The following is a 16,952-nucleotide window of genomic DNA, read 5'->3' as shown; positions in this document are numbered from 1 at the left end:
CGCTTGCTTAGGATACCGACATGGCAATTGGAGTCAATGGGCGTTCGGCTGACGACGCGGGACCGGGCGAGAGGGCGCGCCAGCGTCTCTTCGACGCCGCTGTGGAGGCGTTCGCGGAAAAGGGCTTCCACGGCACCACGACCCGCGACATCGCCACCGCCGCCCAGATGAGCCCCGCGGCTCTCTACGTGCACCACCGCTCCAAGGAGGACCTGCTCCACCAGGTCTCGTTGGCCGGGCACCTCGAAGTGCTCGCCCTGTGCCGCCACGCGATCGCTGCGCACGATGCTCCGACCGACCAACTGCAGAAGTTCGTCGTCGACTTCGCACGCCACCATGCGCGCAACCACACGATGGCGCGGATCGTGAACTACGAACTCAACTCCCTCAACGCTGAGCACCGCGTCGAGATCATGGAGCTCCGGGCAGAGATGGACGGACTGATGCGCGATCTGGTCCAGCGCGGCGCCGACTCAGGAGTCTTCGACGTCGTGTCCCCGGCGATGACGTCAGCGGCCCTGTTGTCGCTCGGCATCGACGTCGCGCGCTGGTACGACGAGCGCGGGGGCTGGACCCCTGACCAGGTCGCCGAGCACTACCGCGTGCTGGCGTTGCGGATGGTCGGCGCCGAGCCTCGACCGTGACGTCGGTGGGGGCCGCGATCCAGGGTCTCCGCCAGCAGGGCACTCACCTGGAGAGTCCCGTGGTCAGGATGCGTCCGACTCGAGCTTGATGCTCAGCGTCTGCTCGTCGTCTCCGCGGACGAAGGTCACCTCGACCTCGTCGCCGGGACGGTAACTGCGCACGGTCGCCACGAGGTCGTCGGCGCTGTCGATCATCGCGTCGTCGATCCGGGTGATCACATCTCCCTGCTGCAGCCCAGCCGACCCGGCCGCAGCGTCGTCGGTCACCTCGCGCACCAGGGCCCCCATGGCCGTGGCCTCGCCGGCGCCGGTGGCGTCGGTGACCGTGATCCCGAGACGGGCGTGGGTCGGGGTCTCGCCCGCCTTCATCTGCTCGACGATCGGCAGGATCTCGTCGATCGGGATGGCGAAACCCAGGCCGATCGAGCCGGCCGCGCCGGACGATGAGCCCGCGGTGCGGATCGAGGAGTTGATGCCGACCACGCTGCCGGTCAGGTCGACCAAGGGTCCGCCGCTGTTGCCGGGGTTGATCGCTGCATCGGTCTGGATCGCGGGATAGGTCGTGGAGTTGCCCTGGCTGCCGGTGCTTCCGACGTTGACCGGGCGGTCGAGCGCGCTGACGATGCCACTCGTCACGGTCGCGTCGAGGCCGAAGGGGGAACCGATGGCGACCACCTGTTGGCCGACCTGGAGGTTGTCGGACTTGCCGATGGTGGCGGGGGTCAGGCCGGAGACGTCCGCGGCCTGGATCACTGCAGTGTCGGTGAGGGGGTCGGTGCCGAGCACCCGCGCGCTCGCACGCGTGCCGTCGGCGAAGGAGACCCGGATGGTGTCCCCGTCGCCGGCGCCGTCGACGACGTGGTTGTTGGTCAGGATCTGGCCGTCGTCGGTGAGCACGATCCCACTGCCGGATCCCTGGCCCGAGCCTGATGAGACATCGATGCGCACGACCGAGGGCAGCACCTGGCTGGCCACCCCTTCCACGGTCCCGGCCTCGGACGAGGACTTGGGTTGGTTGATCACCTGGGAGGTGGAGTCGCCGTCACGGGAGGAGCCGGAGTCCTCGTCGTCGAGCGCAGCGTGAGTGGCAGCGCCTCCGTAACCGGCGATTGCTCCGAGCGCCATGGAGGCCAGGACCACGCCGGCTCCGCGGGCACGGCTCGACTTCCTCCCCGGAGGCGTGGGGGAGGAGGGAGCCTCGAGGAACGGAGCCAGCCGTGCGGTCTCGTCCGAGACCGCAGCATGGGGTGGTCGGGGCGAGTCGGACGGGGAGCCAGCGCTTCCGTAGAAGGTCGCCGGAGGGGTGGGTCGCGTCGGCTCGTTCTCGTTGCTCATGTTCCCACTGTGCCAACAAAGCCTAGGAACTGCCTGAGACTGTGCCGTGCGATCCCGGTGAAGTCGCCCGTCCCGGTGGTTGTGGAGGCTGGGTGGCTGGGCCGGGCAGGGCTGGGCCGGGCAGGGAGTGGACGACCGAAGGGCCCGAGCTCTCGTACGAGAACTCGGGCCCTTCGGGTGACGCGCGTGGATCGGGGTGGGGCTCAGGCCCAGCGCTCGGCGGCCGGCACGAAGTCGAGCGTGCGCTCGCCGGTGTAGATCTGCTTCGGGCGAGCGATCTTCTGCTCCTTGTCGGTGACGAGCTCGTTCCACTGCGCGAGCCAACCGGGCGTACGGCCGATCGCGAAGAGGACGGTGAACATCTCCGGCGGGAACTGCAGGGCCTCGTAGATCAGGCCCGAGTAGAAGTCCACGTTGGGGTACAGGCGACGCTTGATGAAGTAGTCGTCCTCGAGCGCGATCCGCTCGAGCTCCTGGGCGATCTCGAGGAGCGGGTTGACCCCGGTGACCTCGAAGACGTCGTCGCAGGCCTTCTTGATGATCGTGGCACGCGGGTCGTAGTTCTTGTAGACACGGTGACCGAAGCCCATGAGCTTCTCGTCGCCGTTCTTCACGCCCTCGATGAACTCGGGGATGTTCTCCTTCGTGCCGATCCGCTTCAGCATCCGGAGCACGGCCTCGTTGGCGCCACCGTGCAGCGGGCCGAAGAGGGCGCCGATGCCTGCCGCGACAGCCGAGTAGGGGTCCACCTGGGAGGAGCCGACGGAGCGGACCGCGTTGGTGGAGCAGTTCTGCTCGTGGTCGGCGTGCAGGATCAGCAGCACGTCGAGCGCCTTGGCCAGACGCGGGTCGGCCTCGAACTTCGACTCGCTCATCTTGAAGAGCATCGAGAGGAAGTTCTCCGTGTAGTTCAGCTCGTTGTCCGGGTAGACCAACGGCTTGCCCTGCGCGTGCCGGAAGGACCAGGCGCCCAGGGTGGGCATCTTGGCGATCATCCGCACCATCTGGATGTGGCGGTTGTCGGCGTCGGCGATGTTGATCGCGTCGGGGTAGAACGTGGAAAGAGCTCCCACTGACGCCATCAGCATCCCCATGGGGTGCGCGTCGTAGCGGAAGCCCTGGACGAATTCCTTGACGTTCTCGTGTACGAAGGTGTGATAGGTGATCTCGTGCACCCAGGCCTCGTACTGCTCCTTGGTCGGCAGGTCGCCGTGGATCAGCAGGTAGGCCACCTCGAGGAAGGTGGACTTCTCCGCCAACTGCTCGATCGGGTAACCGCGGTACTCCAGGATGCCCTTGTCGCCGTCGATGAAGGTGACGGCGGAACGGCACGATGCGGTGTTGGTGAAGCCGGGGTCATAGACCGCCAGGCCGGGCTCGTCGTCGTCGGTACGGATCTGTCCCAGATCGGCGGCGCGGATGGTGCCGTCGGTGATCGGGACGTCGTACTCCACGCCGGTGCGGTTGTCTCTAACGGTGAGGGTCTGGCTGGATGCGTCGGCGGTGGCCGCGGCATCGGTCGCCGGGACGTCGGTCACGTCGGCTCCTTAGCACGTAATGTTCACGTCATACGGGTACCGGTCCAAACTAGTCGCTCGCCTGTGACCAGCGTAACCCGGGTCCGGGGGCGGGCTCCGTGCTCCGCTGTCGCGGGGTGCTCGGAGCGCGGGGAATTTGGCCCCTCCTCCAACCGTGCGTAAGATCGTGCGTCGCGACTCCTGCCGCGTCCTGACCCCGGTCGAACCTTCCACCGGGCGAGAGATGCAGATCCGGACATTGCGTCTCCACGGTCATCGTGAGGACGTGAAAGCCGGGCCGTGTTCGTCAGAAGTCGTGGCTCCACCCACCCGGACGGACACCTTCGTCCGGGACCTACGAACGAGAAGGTTCTCGCCGTGCGTACGTACAGCCCGAAGCCCGCTGACATTCAGCGTGAGTGGCTCGTCATCGATGCCACTGACGTCGTCCTGGGACGTCTCTCCGTCCAGACCGCAAACCTCCTGCGTGGAAAGCACAAGCCCACGTTCGCTCCGCACATGGACATGGGTGACTTCGTCATCATCGTCAACGCGGAGAAGGTGGCGCTCTCCGCCAACAAGAAGATCACCAAGCTGGCCTACCGCCACTCCGGTTACCCCGGCGGCCTCACGGCCACGCCGTTCGGTGAAATCCTGGAGAAGGACGCTCGCAAGGCCATTGAAATGGCTGTGTGGGGCATGCTCCCCAAGAACCGTCTTGGCCGCCAGATGCTCAAGAAGCTCAAGGTCTACGCAGGCCCGGAGCACCCGCACCAGGCCCAGCAGGCCAAGCCGTTCGAGATCATCCAGGTCTCCCAGTAATTTTCAAGGACGAGTGAGGAATTACCGTGGCTGAGACCACCGAGAACAACCCGACCGAGGTTGAAGAGACCTTCGAGACCGACGAGCAGGGCGTTGCCTACAGCTCGGAGTCCGAGCCTTCCGCCGACGCTCCCCTCAAGGCAGCGACCATTGCCCCCGCAGCCGCCACCGGCCGTCGCAAGCAGGCCGTGGCCCGCGTGCGCATCGTCCCCGGCACCGGCGTGTGGACCGTCAACGGCCGCGCCCTGGAGAGCTACTTCCCGAACAAGCTGCACCAGCAGGTCGTGAACGAGCCGTTCGCGAACCTCGAGCTCGAAGGCCGCTTCGACGTCATCGCCCGCATCCACGGCGGCGGCATCACCGGTCAGGCCGGCGCCCTGCGCCTCGGCGTGGCTCGCTGCCTGAACTCGATCGACGAAGAGGCCAACCGTCCTTCCCTCAAGAAGGCTGGCCTGCTCACTCGTGACGCCCGCGTCATCGAGCGCAAGAAGGCAGGCCTCAAGAAGGCCCGCAAGGCACCGCAGTTCAGCAAGCGCTGATCTTCGAGTTCCACCAGCGAGACCCCGCTCCGGCTTCGGCCGGGGCGGGGTCTCCTGCATTCACGGCACCGACCGCGGCCGCGGCCGGTCAGTGGTCAGTTGCGGCCCGGGCCGCCGCATCCGTTACGGTGAGTCATCATGTCGCGACTCTTCGGCACCGATGGTGTGCGCGGTCTGGCCAATGGCCATCTGACCGCCGAGCTGGCCCTGGAACTCTCCGTCTCTGCAGCCCACGTGCTGGCCGACCGAGGGGAGTTCAGCGGCCACAGACCGTTGGCTGTGGTCGGGCGTGACACCCGGGTGTCGGGTCAGTTCCTGGAAGCTGCCGTGGTGGCCGGGCTCGCGTCCGCCGGAGTCGACGTACTGCTGCTGGGGGTGCTGCCCACGCCGGGTGTCGCCCACCTGACCGACAAGCTCGGCGCCGACCTCGGCGTGATGCTCTCCGCCTCGCACAACGCCATGCCCGACAACGGGATCAAGTTCCTCGCCCGGGGCGGCAAGAAGCTGGACGACACCATCGAGATCGCGATCGAGAAGCGTCTCAACGAGCCGTGGGAGCGACCGACCGGGGCCGACGTCGGTCGCGTCACCGTGCACCCCACCGCCGTCGACGACTACGCCCGTCACCTGGTCCGCACGATCGAGCACCCGCTCGCCGGCCTCACCGTGGTGGTGGACTGTGCCGAGGGTGCAGCTTTTGAGTCCGCGCCGAAGGCACTCCAGGACGCCGGAGCCACGGTGATCGCGATCCATGCCGATCCCGACGGCACCAACATCAACGACAACTGTGGTTCCACCCACCTCGACGACCTGCGCAAGCACGTGCTCATGCACGGAGCCGACGCCGGTTTCGGGCTCGATGGTGACGCCGACCGTTGCCTGGCGATCGACCACGAGGGCAACATCGTGGACGGGGACCAGATCCTGGCCATCCTGGCGCTGGCGCTCAAGGACCAGGGCCGGCTGGCCAAGGACACCGTCGTCGCGACCGTGATGAGCAACCTCGGTTTCGTCCAGGCGATGAAGGCCCACGGCGTGGGGGTGCGCCAGACCAAGGTCGGGGACCGCTACGTGTTGGAGGCGATGCGGGTCTCGGAGTACAACCTCGGCGGCGAGCAGTCCGGCCACGTGATCCTCAGCGACCACGCCACCACCGGCGACGGCACCCTGACGGCGTTGCACCTGTTGGAGCGACTGGTCACCACCGGTCTCTCCCTCAAGGAGCTGGCCGCGGTCATGGAGCAGTTGCCGCAGGTGCTGGTCAACGTGCCCGACGTGGACAAGGCACGCGCCGACGACGACGCGGTGGTCGCCGCTGCCGTGGCCGAGGAGGAAGCACTCCTCGGCGAGCGTGGCCGGGTGCTGCTGCGACCCTCCGGCACCGAGGCGCTGGTCCGGGTGATGGTGGAGGCCCCCACCGCTGAGGAGGCGCAGTTGGTCGCCGACCGCCTGGCCCAGGTCGTGAAGGCCCAACTCTCCCTCTGAGGGCCGCGCGGTGGCCCCGCGAGGGGTGCGGGCATGGCCCGAACGGGTGGCGAACTGAGTAGGACGGCTCTGCCGTGGTCGCGGTGGAGTCCGGCAGGGTGATCCCATGACCGACCCTGTCTTCGCGCCCGACGCTGCTCCCACACGGCCCCACGGCCCTGGTGTCCAGCGCACGCGGCGACTGTCGTGGCTCTGCCCGGTTTCGATCCCGCTCGCCGCCTTCGTGTGGAATGCCGGCGCCGCGCTGGTCGATGCCACACCGCTGGGTGACGGGGGTGGCCTGTACGGGTTCGGGTTCGCGGCGGCGATCTACAGTTTCATGGTGGGTGCACCTGTCTTCGTGCTCTGCCTGGGTGCCACCGCGATCGCCGCGGTCGTGCCCACGGCCGCACGAGGTGCCTTCGTGACCGGTGCCGTCGCCTGTGCGCTCGCGGGTTTCGCCCTTGGCCTGCTGGGTCTGGTGACGCTGGTCCAGGCTGCCGACGGGAGCGAGGCTGCCTACGCCTTGGTCACGTGCGCGGCGGCCGTCGTGCTGTTCGCTCCGGGATGGTTGGCGTGGGACGTCACCGTCGCCGAGCGATGAGGCCCCTCAGAGCTTGCGCAGCCGCACGTAGCGCACGGAGTGGTCCTTGTCCTTGCGCAGCACGAGGGTGGCGCGACCGCGGGTGGGGAGAACGTTCTTCTCGAGGTTCGGGCCGTTGATGTCGTCCCAGATCCGGCGCGCCTCGTCGACGGCGGCGTCGTGGCTGAGCTGGGCGTACTTGGAGAAGTAGGACGCCGGGTCGCGGAAGGCGGTCTCGCGCAGCCGCAGGAAGCGGTCGACGTACCAGCCACGGATGTCGGGGATGGCTGCGTCCACGTAGATCGAGAAGTCGAAGAAGTCGCTGACCGCGAGCCCCGTACGACCGTCACTGCGCACCTGTGCGGGTTGCAGCACGTTGAGGCCCTCGACGATGACGATGTCGGGACGGTTGACCACGACCTTCTCGTCGGGCACCACGTCGTAGACAAGGTGTGAATAGGTCGGCGCGAGCACTTCGTCGCGACCCGACTTGATGTCGATCACGAACTTCAGCAGGGCGCGACGGTCGTACGACTCCGGGAAACCCTTGCGGCGCAGCAGCCCCCGCTTCTCGAGCTCGGCGTTGGGGAAGAGGAACCCGTCAGTGGTCACGAGCGCGACGTTGGGGTGCTCGGGCCAGTGCGCCAACATCTGCTGCAGCACCCGTGCGGTGGTCGACTTGCCCACCGCCACCGAGCCGGCGACCCCGATCACGAACGGGGTGCGCGGGGGGTGCTGGCGCCGCAGGAAGTCCTCCTGGTTGCGGTGCAGGTTGCCCGCACTCTCCACGTACATGGAGAGCAGCCGTGACAACGGCAGGTAGACCTGCTTGACCTCGTCGAGGTTGAGCGCGTCCCCGAGCCCGCGGAGCTGGTTGATCTCCTCGGTCGTCAACGGACTGTCGGTCTTGGGAGCCAACGCCGCCCACGCCGCACGGTCGAGTTCGACGTACGGGGAGGACTCCTCGGGGGGCGGCACTCTCGTATTCTTGCAGTGACGTGATCACCGCTAGACTCCCGCCCCATGTGCGGAATCGTGGGGTATGTGGGAGCCAAGCAGGCTCAGAGCGTTGTCGTCGAGGGCCTGCGCAGGCTCGAGTACCGGGGATACGACTCGGCCGGGGTGGCTCTCGCGCACGAAGGCGCGGTGGCGTGGGACAAGCGCGCCGGCAAGCTGGCGAACCTCGAGGCGGCCCTCGCCGAGTCCGGGCTCCCGGAGTCCTGCACCGGCATCGGCCACACCCGCTGGGCGACCCACGGAGCCCCGAACGACGCGAACGCCCACCCGCACCTGGGTGAGCACCGTCGTCTGGCGGTCGTGCACAACGGCATCATCGAGAACTTCGCCCAGCTCCGTTCAGAGCTCGAGGACGCCGGACACGTCTTCCTCTCCGAGACCGACACGGAGATCGCCGCCCACCTGCTCGAGCTCGAGGTGGAGGCCGGCCATGACCTTACCGTCGCGATGCAGAATGTCTGTCGTCGCCTCGAGGGTGCCTTCACCCTGGTCGCGCTCGACGGTCAGGACCCCTCACGTGTGGTCGCCGCACGCCGCAACTCGCCGCTGGTCGTGGGCCTGGGCGAGGGTGAAAACTTTCTCGGCTCCGACGTCGCTGCCTTCATCGAGCACACCCGCGAGGCGCTCGAGCTGGGTCAGGACCAGGTCGTCACGATCACCGCGGAGGGCGTGGAGATCACCGGCTTCGACGGGACGCCTGCCGAGGGCAAGCAGTACCACGTCGACTGGGACCTGACTGCCGCCGAGAAGGACGGCCACGACTGGTTCATGCGCAAGGAGATCTTCGAGCAGCCGCGTGCCGTGGCCGACTCGCTGCTGGGCCGCCGTGACGACGCCGGACTCCTCAAGCTCGACGAGATGCGCCTGGACGACTCCGAACTGCGCGACATCGACAAGATCATCATCATCGCGGCCGGCACCTCCTTCTACGCGGGCATGGTCGCCAAGTACGCGATCGAGCACTGGACCCGGATCAGCGTCGAGGTCGAGCTGGCCAGCGAGTTCCGCTACCGCGACCCGATCCTGACCCACTCCACCCTGGTGGTGGCCATCAGTCAGTCGGGCGAGACCGCCGACACCCTGCAGGCGATCCGGCACGCGCGCGTCCAGCGCTCCAAGGTCCTGGCGATCTGCAACACCAACGGATCGACCATCCCGCGCGAGTCCGACGGCGTCATCTACACCCACGCGGGCCCGGAGATCGGCGTCGCCTCGACCAAGGGGTACGTCACCCAGTTGGTGGCCGTCTACCTCCTCGCGCTCTACCTGGCGCAGGTCAAGGGCACCTTGTTCGGCGACGAGATCAACACGGTGATGGACCAGCTCGACGAGATGCCCGAGCACATCCAGACGGTGCTCGACCAGGCCGACCAGGTGTACGACTTCGCCCGCAGCCACGTCGACACCCGTTCGGTGCTCTTCCTCGGCCGTCACGCCGGCTACCCGGTGGCCCTCGAGGGTGCGCTGAAGCTCAAGGAGCTGGCCTACATCCACGCCGAGGGTTTCGCGGCCGGGGAGCTCAAGCACGGGCCGATCGCGCTGATCGACCAGGGCATGCCGATCTTCTGCATCGTGCCGCCACGGGGGCGCGACCAGCTGCACGACAAGATGCTGAGCGGCATCCAGGAAGTACGTGCCCGCGGAGCCCACACCATCTGCCTGGCCGAGGAGGACGACGAGACGATCGCTCCGTACGCCGATGCCCTGATCCGCCTGCCGAAGGTCCCGGTCCTGCTCCAGCCGTTGGTCGCTGTCGTGCCGCTGCAGCTCTTCGCCTGCGAGCTGGCCACGGCCATGGGTCACGACGTCGACCAGCCCCGCAACCTGGCCAAGTCCGTCACGGTCGAATGAGCCTCTGAGCCCGGCATGGCAGTGATCGGAGTGGGCATCGACGTGGCGGACATCGATCGGTTCGCTGAGTCACTCGCACGCACTCCGGGGCTGCGCGTCAAGCTCTTCACCGACGCCGAACGTGAGCGTCCGCCGGCCTCCCTGGCGGCGCGGTTCGCGGCGAAGGAGGCCCTCGCCAAGGCGCTCGGCGCGCCCGCCGGGCTGGCGTGGCACGACGCCGAGGTGGTCTCCGAGGAGTCGGGTCGGCCCCGGTTCGAGATCCGGGGCACGGTCGCGGCCCGAGCCGCCGAGCTCGGGGTCGCGCACCTCCATCTCTCCCTGTCCCACGACGCCGGCATCGCCACGGCGATGGTCGTGCTGGAGGGCTGAGGGATGTTGTCGGCGCACCGGGTTGAGCAGATCAGGACGGCGGAGGCCGTGCTGCTGGACGAGCTCGATGACGGTGCCCTGATGGCCCGAGCCGCCACGGGACTTGCCCATTGCATCGCCGACTTCCTGCGCGCTCGCCACGGGCGTACGTACGGCACTCGCGTGCTGCTGCTCGTGGGCAGCGGCAACAACGGGGGCGACGCGCTCTTCGCGGGCGCCTGGCTGGCCGGGCGCGGAGTCGCGGTGCGGATGCTGCCGCTGGGCGACTCGCCGCATCCGGCTGGCCTGGTGGCGGCTCGAGCGGCCGGGGCACGGCTGATCGACCTCGACGAGGCTCGACGGTTCGACCCGCAGGTCGTCGTCGACGGGATCGTCGGCATCGGTGGACATCCGGGGCTGCGTCCCGACGCCGAAGCGGCGCTGGCCGCCCTGGCCGGGGCGCCGGTGATCGCGGTGGACCTTCCCTCCGGCGTGGACACGGAGAGCGGTGAGACGCCGGCCACCCACGTCACCGCGGAGCTGACGATCACGTTCGGCACGCACAAGGTCGCCACCCTCGTCGATCCGGCGGCCAGCGCCTGCGGAGACGTGGTGCTCCTCGACATCGGTCTGGCACTGCCGGAGCCCGTGATCGAGGTCCTCGAGGCCCGGGACGTGGCGGCGCTGCTGCCCCTCCCGCAGCGCCGGGACCACAAGTACACCCGCGGCGTCGTCGGCGTACGGGCCGGTTCGCCCACCTATCCGGGTGCAGCCTCGCTCTGTGTCGCGGGCGCAGCGACCGGCCTGGTCGGGATGGTCAGGTACGTCGGTCAGGTGGACGTCGAGCGTGACGTGCGCAGACGTTTTCCCGAGGTCGTCGGTGCCGGTCAGGTCCAGGCCTGGGCCGTCGGCTCCGGGGGAGCCGAAGGGGCGGGCGATGCCCTGGCTGCGGCGCTGGCCGACGGCGTGCCGGTCGTCGTGGACGCCGATGCCCTGGCCCACGCCTCCGGACACCTGGTCCCGGGTCACGACCACCGGGTCGTCCTGACTCCGCACGCGGGTGAGCTCGCAGCGATGCTCGACGTGGGCCGCGACGAGGTCGAGGCGGCACCGTTGCGCCACGCCGCCCACGCCGCCGAGAGGTTCGGGGCCTGCGTGCTTCTCAAGGGGTCCCGGACGGTCGTGGTCTCGCCGACGGGTCGGGTCCGGGTGAATCCCACCGGCACGCCCTGGCTGGCCACCGCTGGCGCCGGCGACGTGCTCACCGGGCTCATCGGTGCGCTGCTGGCGGCGGGCCTCGACCTTCTCGACGCGGCCTCGGTCGGAGCCTGGCTGCACGGTGCCGCTGCCGAGCGGGCCGCCGGAGGTGGGCCCTTGGTGGCGAGCGACGTGGCACGCCTCCTACCGGGTTCGGTGCGCGACCTCGCGGTGGGAATGAGAGAATCGCCTGCATGACTGATCGGGCGGCCACCGCACGTGCCGAGATGGTCGTGGACCTCGACGCCATCGCCCACAACGTGGCCATCCTGAGGGAGCGCGTCGCCCCGGCAGCCCTGATGGCCGTCGTGAAGGCCGATGCGTACGGCCACGGGATGGTGGAGGTTGCCGCCACTGCGCGCGCCGCAGGCGCCGAATGGCTGGGTGTGGCCACCCCCGAAGAAGCCGTCTCGCTCCGGGCTGCCGGCGACACCGGACGCCTGTTGAGCTGGCTCACCGCGCCGGGTGACTCGTACGCCGCGGTGCTCGCCGCCGACGTCGACGTCGCTGCCTACACGATCCCCGAGGTCGACGCGATCGCTGCGGAGGCCGCCGCCCAGGGACGTACGGCGCGTGTGCACCTCAAGATCGACACCGGCCTCTCCCGTGGGGGAGCCACCGCGCTGCAGTGGCCCGAGTTGTGTGCCCACTCGCGGGCGGTCGAGGAGACGGGCGCGATCCGGGTCGTCGGAGTCTGGTCGCACCTCGTCGCCAGCGACGAGCCCGAGCACCCGGCCAACACCACCCAGGCCGAGCGGTTCGACCACGCGCTCAAGGTGGCTGAGGCGGCGGGCCTCGAGCTCGAGGTGCGTCACATCGCCAACTCGGCGGCAGCCGTGATGAATCCGGGCCTGCGTCACGACCTCGTGCGCTGCGGCATCGCCGTCTACGGCCTCGATCCGGCGCCCGGGGTGACACCCGACATCGGGTTGGTCCCGGCCATGACCGTGCAGGGACGCCTCTCCCTGGTCAAGGAGATCGAAGCCGGCGCCGGGGTGTCCTACGGACACGCCTGGGTCGCACCGGCCGCCACCACCGTGGGGCTGGTCCCGGTCGGTTACGCGGACGGGATCCCCAGGGCCGCGAGCCCCGGCGCCGAGGCGTGGGTGGCCGGGCGTCGCCGACCGGTGCGAGGCAAGGTCTGCATGGACCAGTTGGTCATCGACCTCCAGGGGGACCGGCCGGACCCCGGGGCCACGTACGTGCTCTTCGGCAGCGGTGCCGACGGCGAGCCGACCGCCCAGGACTGGGCCGAGGCTGTGGGCACCATCAACTACGAGATCGTGACCGGTGTCGGCGGACGCCTGACCCGCCGGTACGTCGGAAAGGGCCGACCGTGAGTCGCCAACGCAAAGCATGGGGAGTCGCCGCCGGCCTGGTGGGCGTCGCCGCCGCCGGGGCCACCGCACGCGCCGTGCAGAAGGTCCAGGGTCGGCCCGGCGCCGGGGACGAGACCCCCTTCGGTGAGCTGCGTGGCCCCTCCATGAAGGTGGTCACCGACGACGGCATCGACCTGCACGTCGAGATCGACGAGCCCGACCCCGGGCACGGCAACGGCCTCACCGTCATCTTCGTGCACGGCTTCACCCTCAACCTGGACTGTTGGCACTTCCAGCGCGCTGCCTACCGGGGCCTGGTCCGTACGGTCTACTACGACCAACGCTCGCACGGTCGTTCCGCGCGCTCCAAGGGCAGCAACTGCACGATCGACCAGCTGGGACGCGACCTCAAGCGGATCATCGAGACCACCAGCGAGGGCGGCCCCGTGGTGGTGGTCGGCCACTCGATGGGTGGGATGAGCCTGATCTCGTTGGCCGGGCAGTTCCCCGAGCTCTTCGGGGAGAAGGTCGTCGGCAGTGCCCTGATCGGCACGACGGCCGGCGGGCTCGACCCGGGTCGGATCCTCTTCCCGATGGTCCCGTTGGGATCGCTGAGCGGACGGGCCATCGGTCGGCTGGTCCGGGTCCTCGACCGCGGGCACATGGTCGTCGACCGCGCCCGCTCGGTGGGTGCCCGGATCGCCCAGACCGTGGTCGACAACTTCGCCTTCGGGGTGGACGTGCCCCGCAACTACGCCGACTTCGTCTTCGAGATGATCGACGCGACCTCGTTCGACGTGGTCGCCGACTTCTATCCCTCGTTCGCCTCGCTGAACCACTACGACCGACTGGCTGCCCTGGGCAAGGTGCCCTGCACGGTGATCGGCGGCAGGCTCGACAAACTCACCGGGATCGGCCACAGCCGCAAACTGCACTCACGGATCCCCGGCTCGGAGCTGTTCGAAGTGGTGAACGCCGGCCACATGGTGATGCTCGAGAGTCACGTCGAGGTCAACGCCGAGCTCGACGAGCTCTTCGACCGTGCCGCGAGCCTGGCCCGGGAAGTCGCGGGATGAGTTCAGCAGCGGGGTCGGTCACGGTCGAGCGCGTCGGGGCCGAGGCTGCCACCGACGTGCACGCGGTGGTCCGGGCGGCCTTCGAGGCACGCCCGCCGATGGACCCGCCGGCTGACGCCCTCGCGGAGACCCCGGCGACGATCGCGAAGAGCCTCGGCCGAGCGCGTGGTCTGCTGGTGCGCCTGGGTGGAGAGCCGGTGGGCACGGCACTGCTCGACGTACGCACCGACACCGTCTTCCTGCGCCGTTTCGGCGTCCACCCCGATGCCCAGGGCAAGGGGATTGCCTCGGTGCTGGTCGAGGCGGCCGTCGAGGCGGTCCCCACGCATCGTTCCCTCACCGTGCTGGCCCGCGCGGAGATGCCGCAGACCGTCGACTTCTGGCTCGCCAAGGGTTTCGAGCAGGAGCCCGGTCGCCCGCCATACCTGCAACTGCGACTCGCGCTGCCGCCCAGGCACGTGGTCACCGACGCCGAGCAGATGCGCGACCTGGGGCGTCGGGTCGGTCTGCTGCTGGAGGCTGGGGACGTGCTCGTGCTCAGCGGCGAGCTGGGCGCAGGCAAGACCACCTTCACCCAGGGGCTCGGTGACGGCCTGGGCGTACGACCCGGGATCACCTCGCCCACCTTCGTGATCGCCCGGGTCCACCCGTCCCTGAGTGAGGGCCCGGACCTCGTGCACGTCGACGCCTATCGTCTGGGCGGCATCGATGAACTGGACGACCTCGACCTCGACGCCTCCCTGGACGAGGCGGTCACCGTGGTCGAGTGGGGCGCGGGCGTGGCAGAGGGCCTGTCGACGCGTCGCCTCGAGGTCACCATCACCCGTGCGCTCGGTGGCGACGTGGCGACCGGGACGACCGGGACAGGCGACGGCTCGCTGGAGGACCACGACCCTCGGGTGGTCGAGTTCGCCTGGGTGGACGAGCAGTAGCCTCGAGCAATGCTCCTCGCCTTCGACACCGCCACCCCGCTGGTCACCGTGGCCCTCCACGACGGCAACGAAGTGATCGCCGAGCAGGTCTCCGACCGCCCGATGAAGCACGGGGAATCCCTGGCGCCGCTGATCGACGCGGTCACCCGTCAGGCCGGTCTCGTGCGGCAGGACCTCACCGCCATCGCGGTCGGCGCCGGGCCGGGCCCCTTCACGGGTCTGCGGGTCGGGCTGGTCACCGCCCGCACGCTGGCGTTGGCCCTGGAGATCCCGGTCTACGCGGTGTGCACGCTCGACGTGCTGGCGGTCGAGGCCTACGACACGGGAGCCGTGGAGGGCGACTTCCTGGTCGCCACCGACGCGCGCCGCAAGGAGGTCTACATCGCCTCCTACCGTGACGGCGTACGCACCGACGGGCCTGCGGTGCTGAAGCCTGCCGTCGCCGCCAGCGACCTGCCGGTGGTGGGGGAGGGCGCCCTGCTCTACCCGGACTCGTTCCCCCGTCCGGTCGGCCCGGCCCGGCCGAGCGCGGGGTGGCTGGCGCGGGTGGTGACCGAGGAGCGTGCCGAGCTGCTCGACCCCGAACCGCTCTACCTGCGCCGCCCGGACGCGGTGGCACCGCCTGCGCCCAAGCGCGTCTCGTGAGCGCGCTGCGACTCGTCGGCCCGACAGACCTGTCAGACCTGGCGGATCTGGCGCTCCTCGAACAGTCGCTCTTCGGCGCGGAGGCGTGGAGCGCGCAGGCACTGGCCGAGCTGGCCAGCACGCCCGGACGCCGCCTCCTGGTGACCGAGTCCGAGGAGCCTGACCGGGCCGTGGTCGGGTACGCGCTGACCGGGGTGCAGGGCGATTTCGCGGAGCTGCTCCGGATCGGGGTGGCCGCGCGCCTCCAGCGCAGCGGGATCGCGAGCACGCTGCTCGACGCTGCCCTGAGGGGAGCGCGGGAGTCGGGCGCCGACCGGATGCTGCTCGAGGTCAGCGTGGCGAACGCCGCGGCCCTGGCCTTCTACTCACGCTGCGGGTTCGTCGAGATCGACCGCCGCGGCCACTACTACCGTGACGGCTCGGATGCCCTCGTCCTGCAGCGTGACCTGCCGCCGCTGGACAGTGACCCGTCCGGGTCAGGGAGGATGGAGCCATGAAGGACGCATCTGCTCACGGGCCGCTGGTGCTGGGCATCGAGACCTCGTGCGACGAGACCGGGGTCGGGATCGTGCGGGGCCACACCCTGCTCGCCGACGCCGTGGCCAGCAGCGTCGAGGAACATGCGCGGTTCGGGGGCGTGGTGCCGGAGGTCGCCAGCCGAGCCCACCTCGAGGCGATGGTCCCGACGATCGAGCGGGCCTGCGAGACCGCCGGGATCAAGCTCAATGACATCGACGCCGTCGCGGTGACCTCAGGTCCGGGGCTCGCCGGTGCGCTGTTGGTCGGGGTCGGTGCGGCCAAGGCGCTGGCGTGGGGCCTGGGCAAGCCGATCTACGGGGTCAACCACCTGGCCGCCCACGTGGCCGTCGACCAGTTGGAGCACGGGCCGCTGCCCGAACCCTGCCTGGCCATGCTGGTCTCCGGTGGCCACTCCAGCCTGCTCAAGGTCACCGACGTGACGGTGGGTGTCGACCCCCTCGGCGCCACCATCGACGACGCGGCCGGCGAGGCCTTCGACAAGGTGGCCCGGCTGCTCGGCCTCGGTTTCCCCGGTGGCCCGCACATCGACCGTACGGCGGCCAGCGGCAACAGCATCGCGATCGACTTCCCGCGGGGGCTGACGTCGCGGCGAGACCTCGAGCGGCATCGTTACGACTTCTCGTTCTCGGGCCTCAAGACTGCGGTCGCCCGCTGGGTCGAGGCCAAGCAGCGCGCCGGCGAGCCGATCGACGTGGCCGACGTGGCTGCCTCGTTCCAGGAGGCTGTCTGTGACGTCCTGACCCGCAAGGCTGTCGACGCAGCGCTGTCGCACGGCATCGAGGACATCCTGATCGGGGGTGGCGTGGCCGCCAACACCCGCCTGCGGGCGATGGCCACCGAGCGGGCCGAGGCCAAGGGGATCCGGGTCCGGGTGCCGCGTCCGGGTCTGTGCACCGACAACGGCGCGATGGTCGCCGCGCTGGGCGCCGAGCTCGTGGCCAGGGGACGTACGCCCTCCGCGCTCGACCTGCCCGCCGACTCGAGCCAGCCGATCACGACTGTCGTCGCCTGAGGCGTCGACGAGGGTGACCGGCTGGCTGTCGGTCCGTCCGGATCAGCTCCG

Annotated in this window: 17 protein-coding genes; 14 read left to right on the top strand and 3 right to left on the bottom strand. The window is 69.5% G+C overall.

What is annotated here, in order from left to right; translation table 11 throughout:
* Positions 1 to 20 precede the first annotated feature (20 nt).
* Positions 21 to 644: a TetR/AcrR family transcriptional regulator gene (locus DNK52_RS09320; protein WP_110240739.1), complete on the top strand. Its 624-nt coding sequence runs from the start codon at positions 21 to 23 to the stop codon at positions 642 to 644.
* Positions 645 to 707: 63 nt separating this feature from the next.
* On the opposite strand, the gene DNK52_RS09315 is transcribed toward DNK52_RS09320, so the two are convergent.
* Entirely contained in the window at positions 708 to 1,979 is a 1,272-nt protein-coding gene (locus DNK52_RS09315; protein WP_239455480.1) for a S1C family serine protease, read from the bottom strand.
* 203 nt (positions 1,980 to 2,182) lie between these two features.
* Positions 2,183 to 3,517, bottom strand: a complete 1,335-nt coding sequence (locus DNK52_RS09310; RefSeq protein WP_110240738.1) for a citrate synthase — start codon at positions 3,515 to 3,517, stop codon at positions 2,183 to 2,185.
* 357 nt (positions 3,518 to 3,874) lie between these two features.
* Between DNK52_RS09310 and rplM the strand changes: the two genes are divergently transcribed.
* From rplM to DNK52_RS09290, 4 genes are all read left to right on the top strand, one after another.
* Positions 3,875 to 4,318, top strand: a complete 444-nt coding sequence (rplM, locus tag DNK52_RS09305) for a 50S ribosomal protein L13 (RefSeq protein WP_110240737.1) — start codon at positions 3,875 to 3,877, stop codon at positions 4,316 to 4,318.
* Between the two features lie 26 nt (positions 4,319 to 4,344).
* The gene (rpsI, locus tag DNK52_RS09300; RefSeq protein WP_110240736.1) at positions 4,345 to 4,857 is read left to right on the top strand and encodes a 30S ribosomal protein S9; all 513 of its coding nucleotides are present in this window, start codon (positions 4,345 to 4,347) and stop codon (positions 4,855 to 4,857) included.
* Between the two features lie 138 nt (positions 4,858 to 4,995).
* Entirely contained in the window at positions 4,996 to 6,342 is a 1,347-nt protein-coding gene (gene glmM / locus DNK52_RS09295; protein ID WP_110240735.1) for a phosphoglucosamine mutase, read from the top strand.
* A gap of 106 nt (positions 6,343 to 6,448) precedes the next feature.
* Positions 6,449 to 6,925 carry a hypothetical protein gene (locus DNK52_RS09290; RefSeq protein ID WP_110240734.1) on the top strand — a complete coding sequence of 159 codons (477 nt, stop codon included), beginning with the start codon at positions 6,449 to 6,451 and terminating at the stop codon, positions 6,923 to 6,925.
* Between the two features lie 6 nt (positions 6,926 to 6,931).
* On the opposite strand, the gene coaA is transcribed toward DNK52_RS09290, so the two are convergent.
* Positions 6,932 to 7,882, bottom strand: a complete 951-nt coding sequence (coaA, locus tag DNK52_RS09285; RefSeq protein ID WP_110240733.1) for a type I pantothenate kinase — start codon at positions 7,880 to 7,882, stop codon at positions 6,932 to 6,934.
* Between the two features lie 45 nt (positions 7,883 to 7,927).
* Here coaA and glmS point away from each other — a divergent pair, with 45 nt between their 5' ends.
* From glmS to tsaD, 9 genes are read left to right on the top strand one after another with little or no spacing between them, the layout of a single operon-like run.
* The gene (gene glmS / locus DNK52_RS09280) at positions 7,928 to 9,772 is read left to right on the top strand and encodes a glutamine--fructose-6-phosphate transaminase (isomerizing) (protein WP_110240732.1); all 1,845 of its coding nucleotides are present in this window, start codon (positions 7,928 to 7,930) and stop codon (positions 9,770 to 9,772) included.
* Between the two features lie 15 nt (positions 9,773 to 9,787).
* Entirely contained in the window at positions 9,788 to 10,141 is a 354-nt protein-coding gene (locus DNK52_RS09275; RefSeq protein WP_110240731.1) for a holo-ACP synthase, read from the top strand.
* A 3-nt stretch (positions 10,142 to 10,144) separates the two neighbouring features.
* Entirely contained in the window at positions 10,145 to 11,575 is a 1,431-nt protein-coding gene (locus DNK52_RS09270; protein WP_110240730.1) for a bifunctional ADP-dependent NAD(P)H-hydrate dehydratase/NAD(P)H-hydrate epimerase, read from the top strand.
* On the top strand, positions 11,572 to 12,717 hold the full coding sequence (alr, locus tag DNK52_RS09265) for an alanine racemase (RefSeq protein WP_110240729.1): 1,146 nt from the start codon (positions 11,572 to 11,574) through the stop codon (positions 12,715 to 12,717). The genes DNK52_RS09270 and alr overlap by 4 nt, the downstream gene beginning before the upstream one ends.
* Entirely contained in the window at positions 12,714 to 13,772 is a 1,059-nt protein-coding gene (locus tag DNK52_RS09260) for an alpha/beta fold hydrolase (protein WP_110240728.1), read from the top strand. The genes alr and DNK52_RS09260 overlap by 4 nt, the downstream gene beginning before the upstream one ends.
* Positions 13,769 to 14,704 carry a tRNA (adenosine(37)-N6)-threonylcarbamoyltransferase complex ATPase subunit type 1 TsaE gene (gene tsaE / locus DNK52_RS09255; protein ID WP_239455479.1) on the top strand — a complete coding sequence of 312 codons (936 nt, stop codon included), beginning with the start codon at positions 13,769 to 13,771 and terminating at the stop codon, positions 14,702 to 14,704. The genes DNK52_RS09260 and tsaE overlap by 4 nt, the downstream gene beginning before the upstream one ends.
* A gap of 9 nt (positions 14,705 to 14,713) precedes the next feature.
* Complete coding sequence (gene tsaB / locus DNK52_RS09250; RefSeq protein ID WP_110240727.1) at positions 14,714 to 15,349, top strand: tRNA (adenosine(37)-N6)-threonylcarbamoyltransferase complex dimerization subunit type 1 TsaB; 636 nt, start codon at positions 14,714 to 14,716, stop codon at positions 15,347 to 15,349.
* The gene (locus DNK52_RS09245; RefSeq protein ID WP_239455478.1) at positions 15,346 to 15,846 is read left to right on the top strand and encodes a GNAT family N-acetyltransferase; all 501 of its coding nucleotides are present in this window, start codon (positions 15,346 to 15,348) and stop codon (positions 15,844 to 15,846) included. The genes tsaB and DNK52_RS09245 overlap by 4 nt, the downstream gene beginning before the upstream one ends.
* Positions 15,843 to 16,901 carry a tRNA (adenosine(37)-N6)-threonylcarbamoyltransferase complex transferase subunit TsaD gene (tsaD, locus tag DNK52_RS09240; protein ID WP_110240726.1) on the top strand — a complete coding sequence of 353 codons (1,059 nt, stop codon included), beginning with the start codon at positions 15,843 to 15,845 and terminating at the stop codon, positions 16,899 to 16,901. Before DNK52_RS09245 ends, tsaD begins: the two co-directional genes overlap by 4 nt.
* The last annotated feature ends 51 nt before the right edge of the window (positions 16,902 to 16,952 follow it).

The sequence above is a fragment of the Nocardioides gilvus genome, from assembly GCF_003194605.1.
Taxonomy (GTDB): domain Bacteria; phylum Actinomycetota; class Actinomycetes; order Propionibacteriales; family Nocardioidaceae; genus Nocardioides; species Nocardioides gilvus.
Note: the sequence above shows the minus strand (reverse complement) of the source record. Positions and strands in the feature narration are given on the sequence as shown.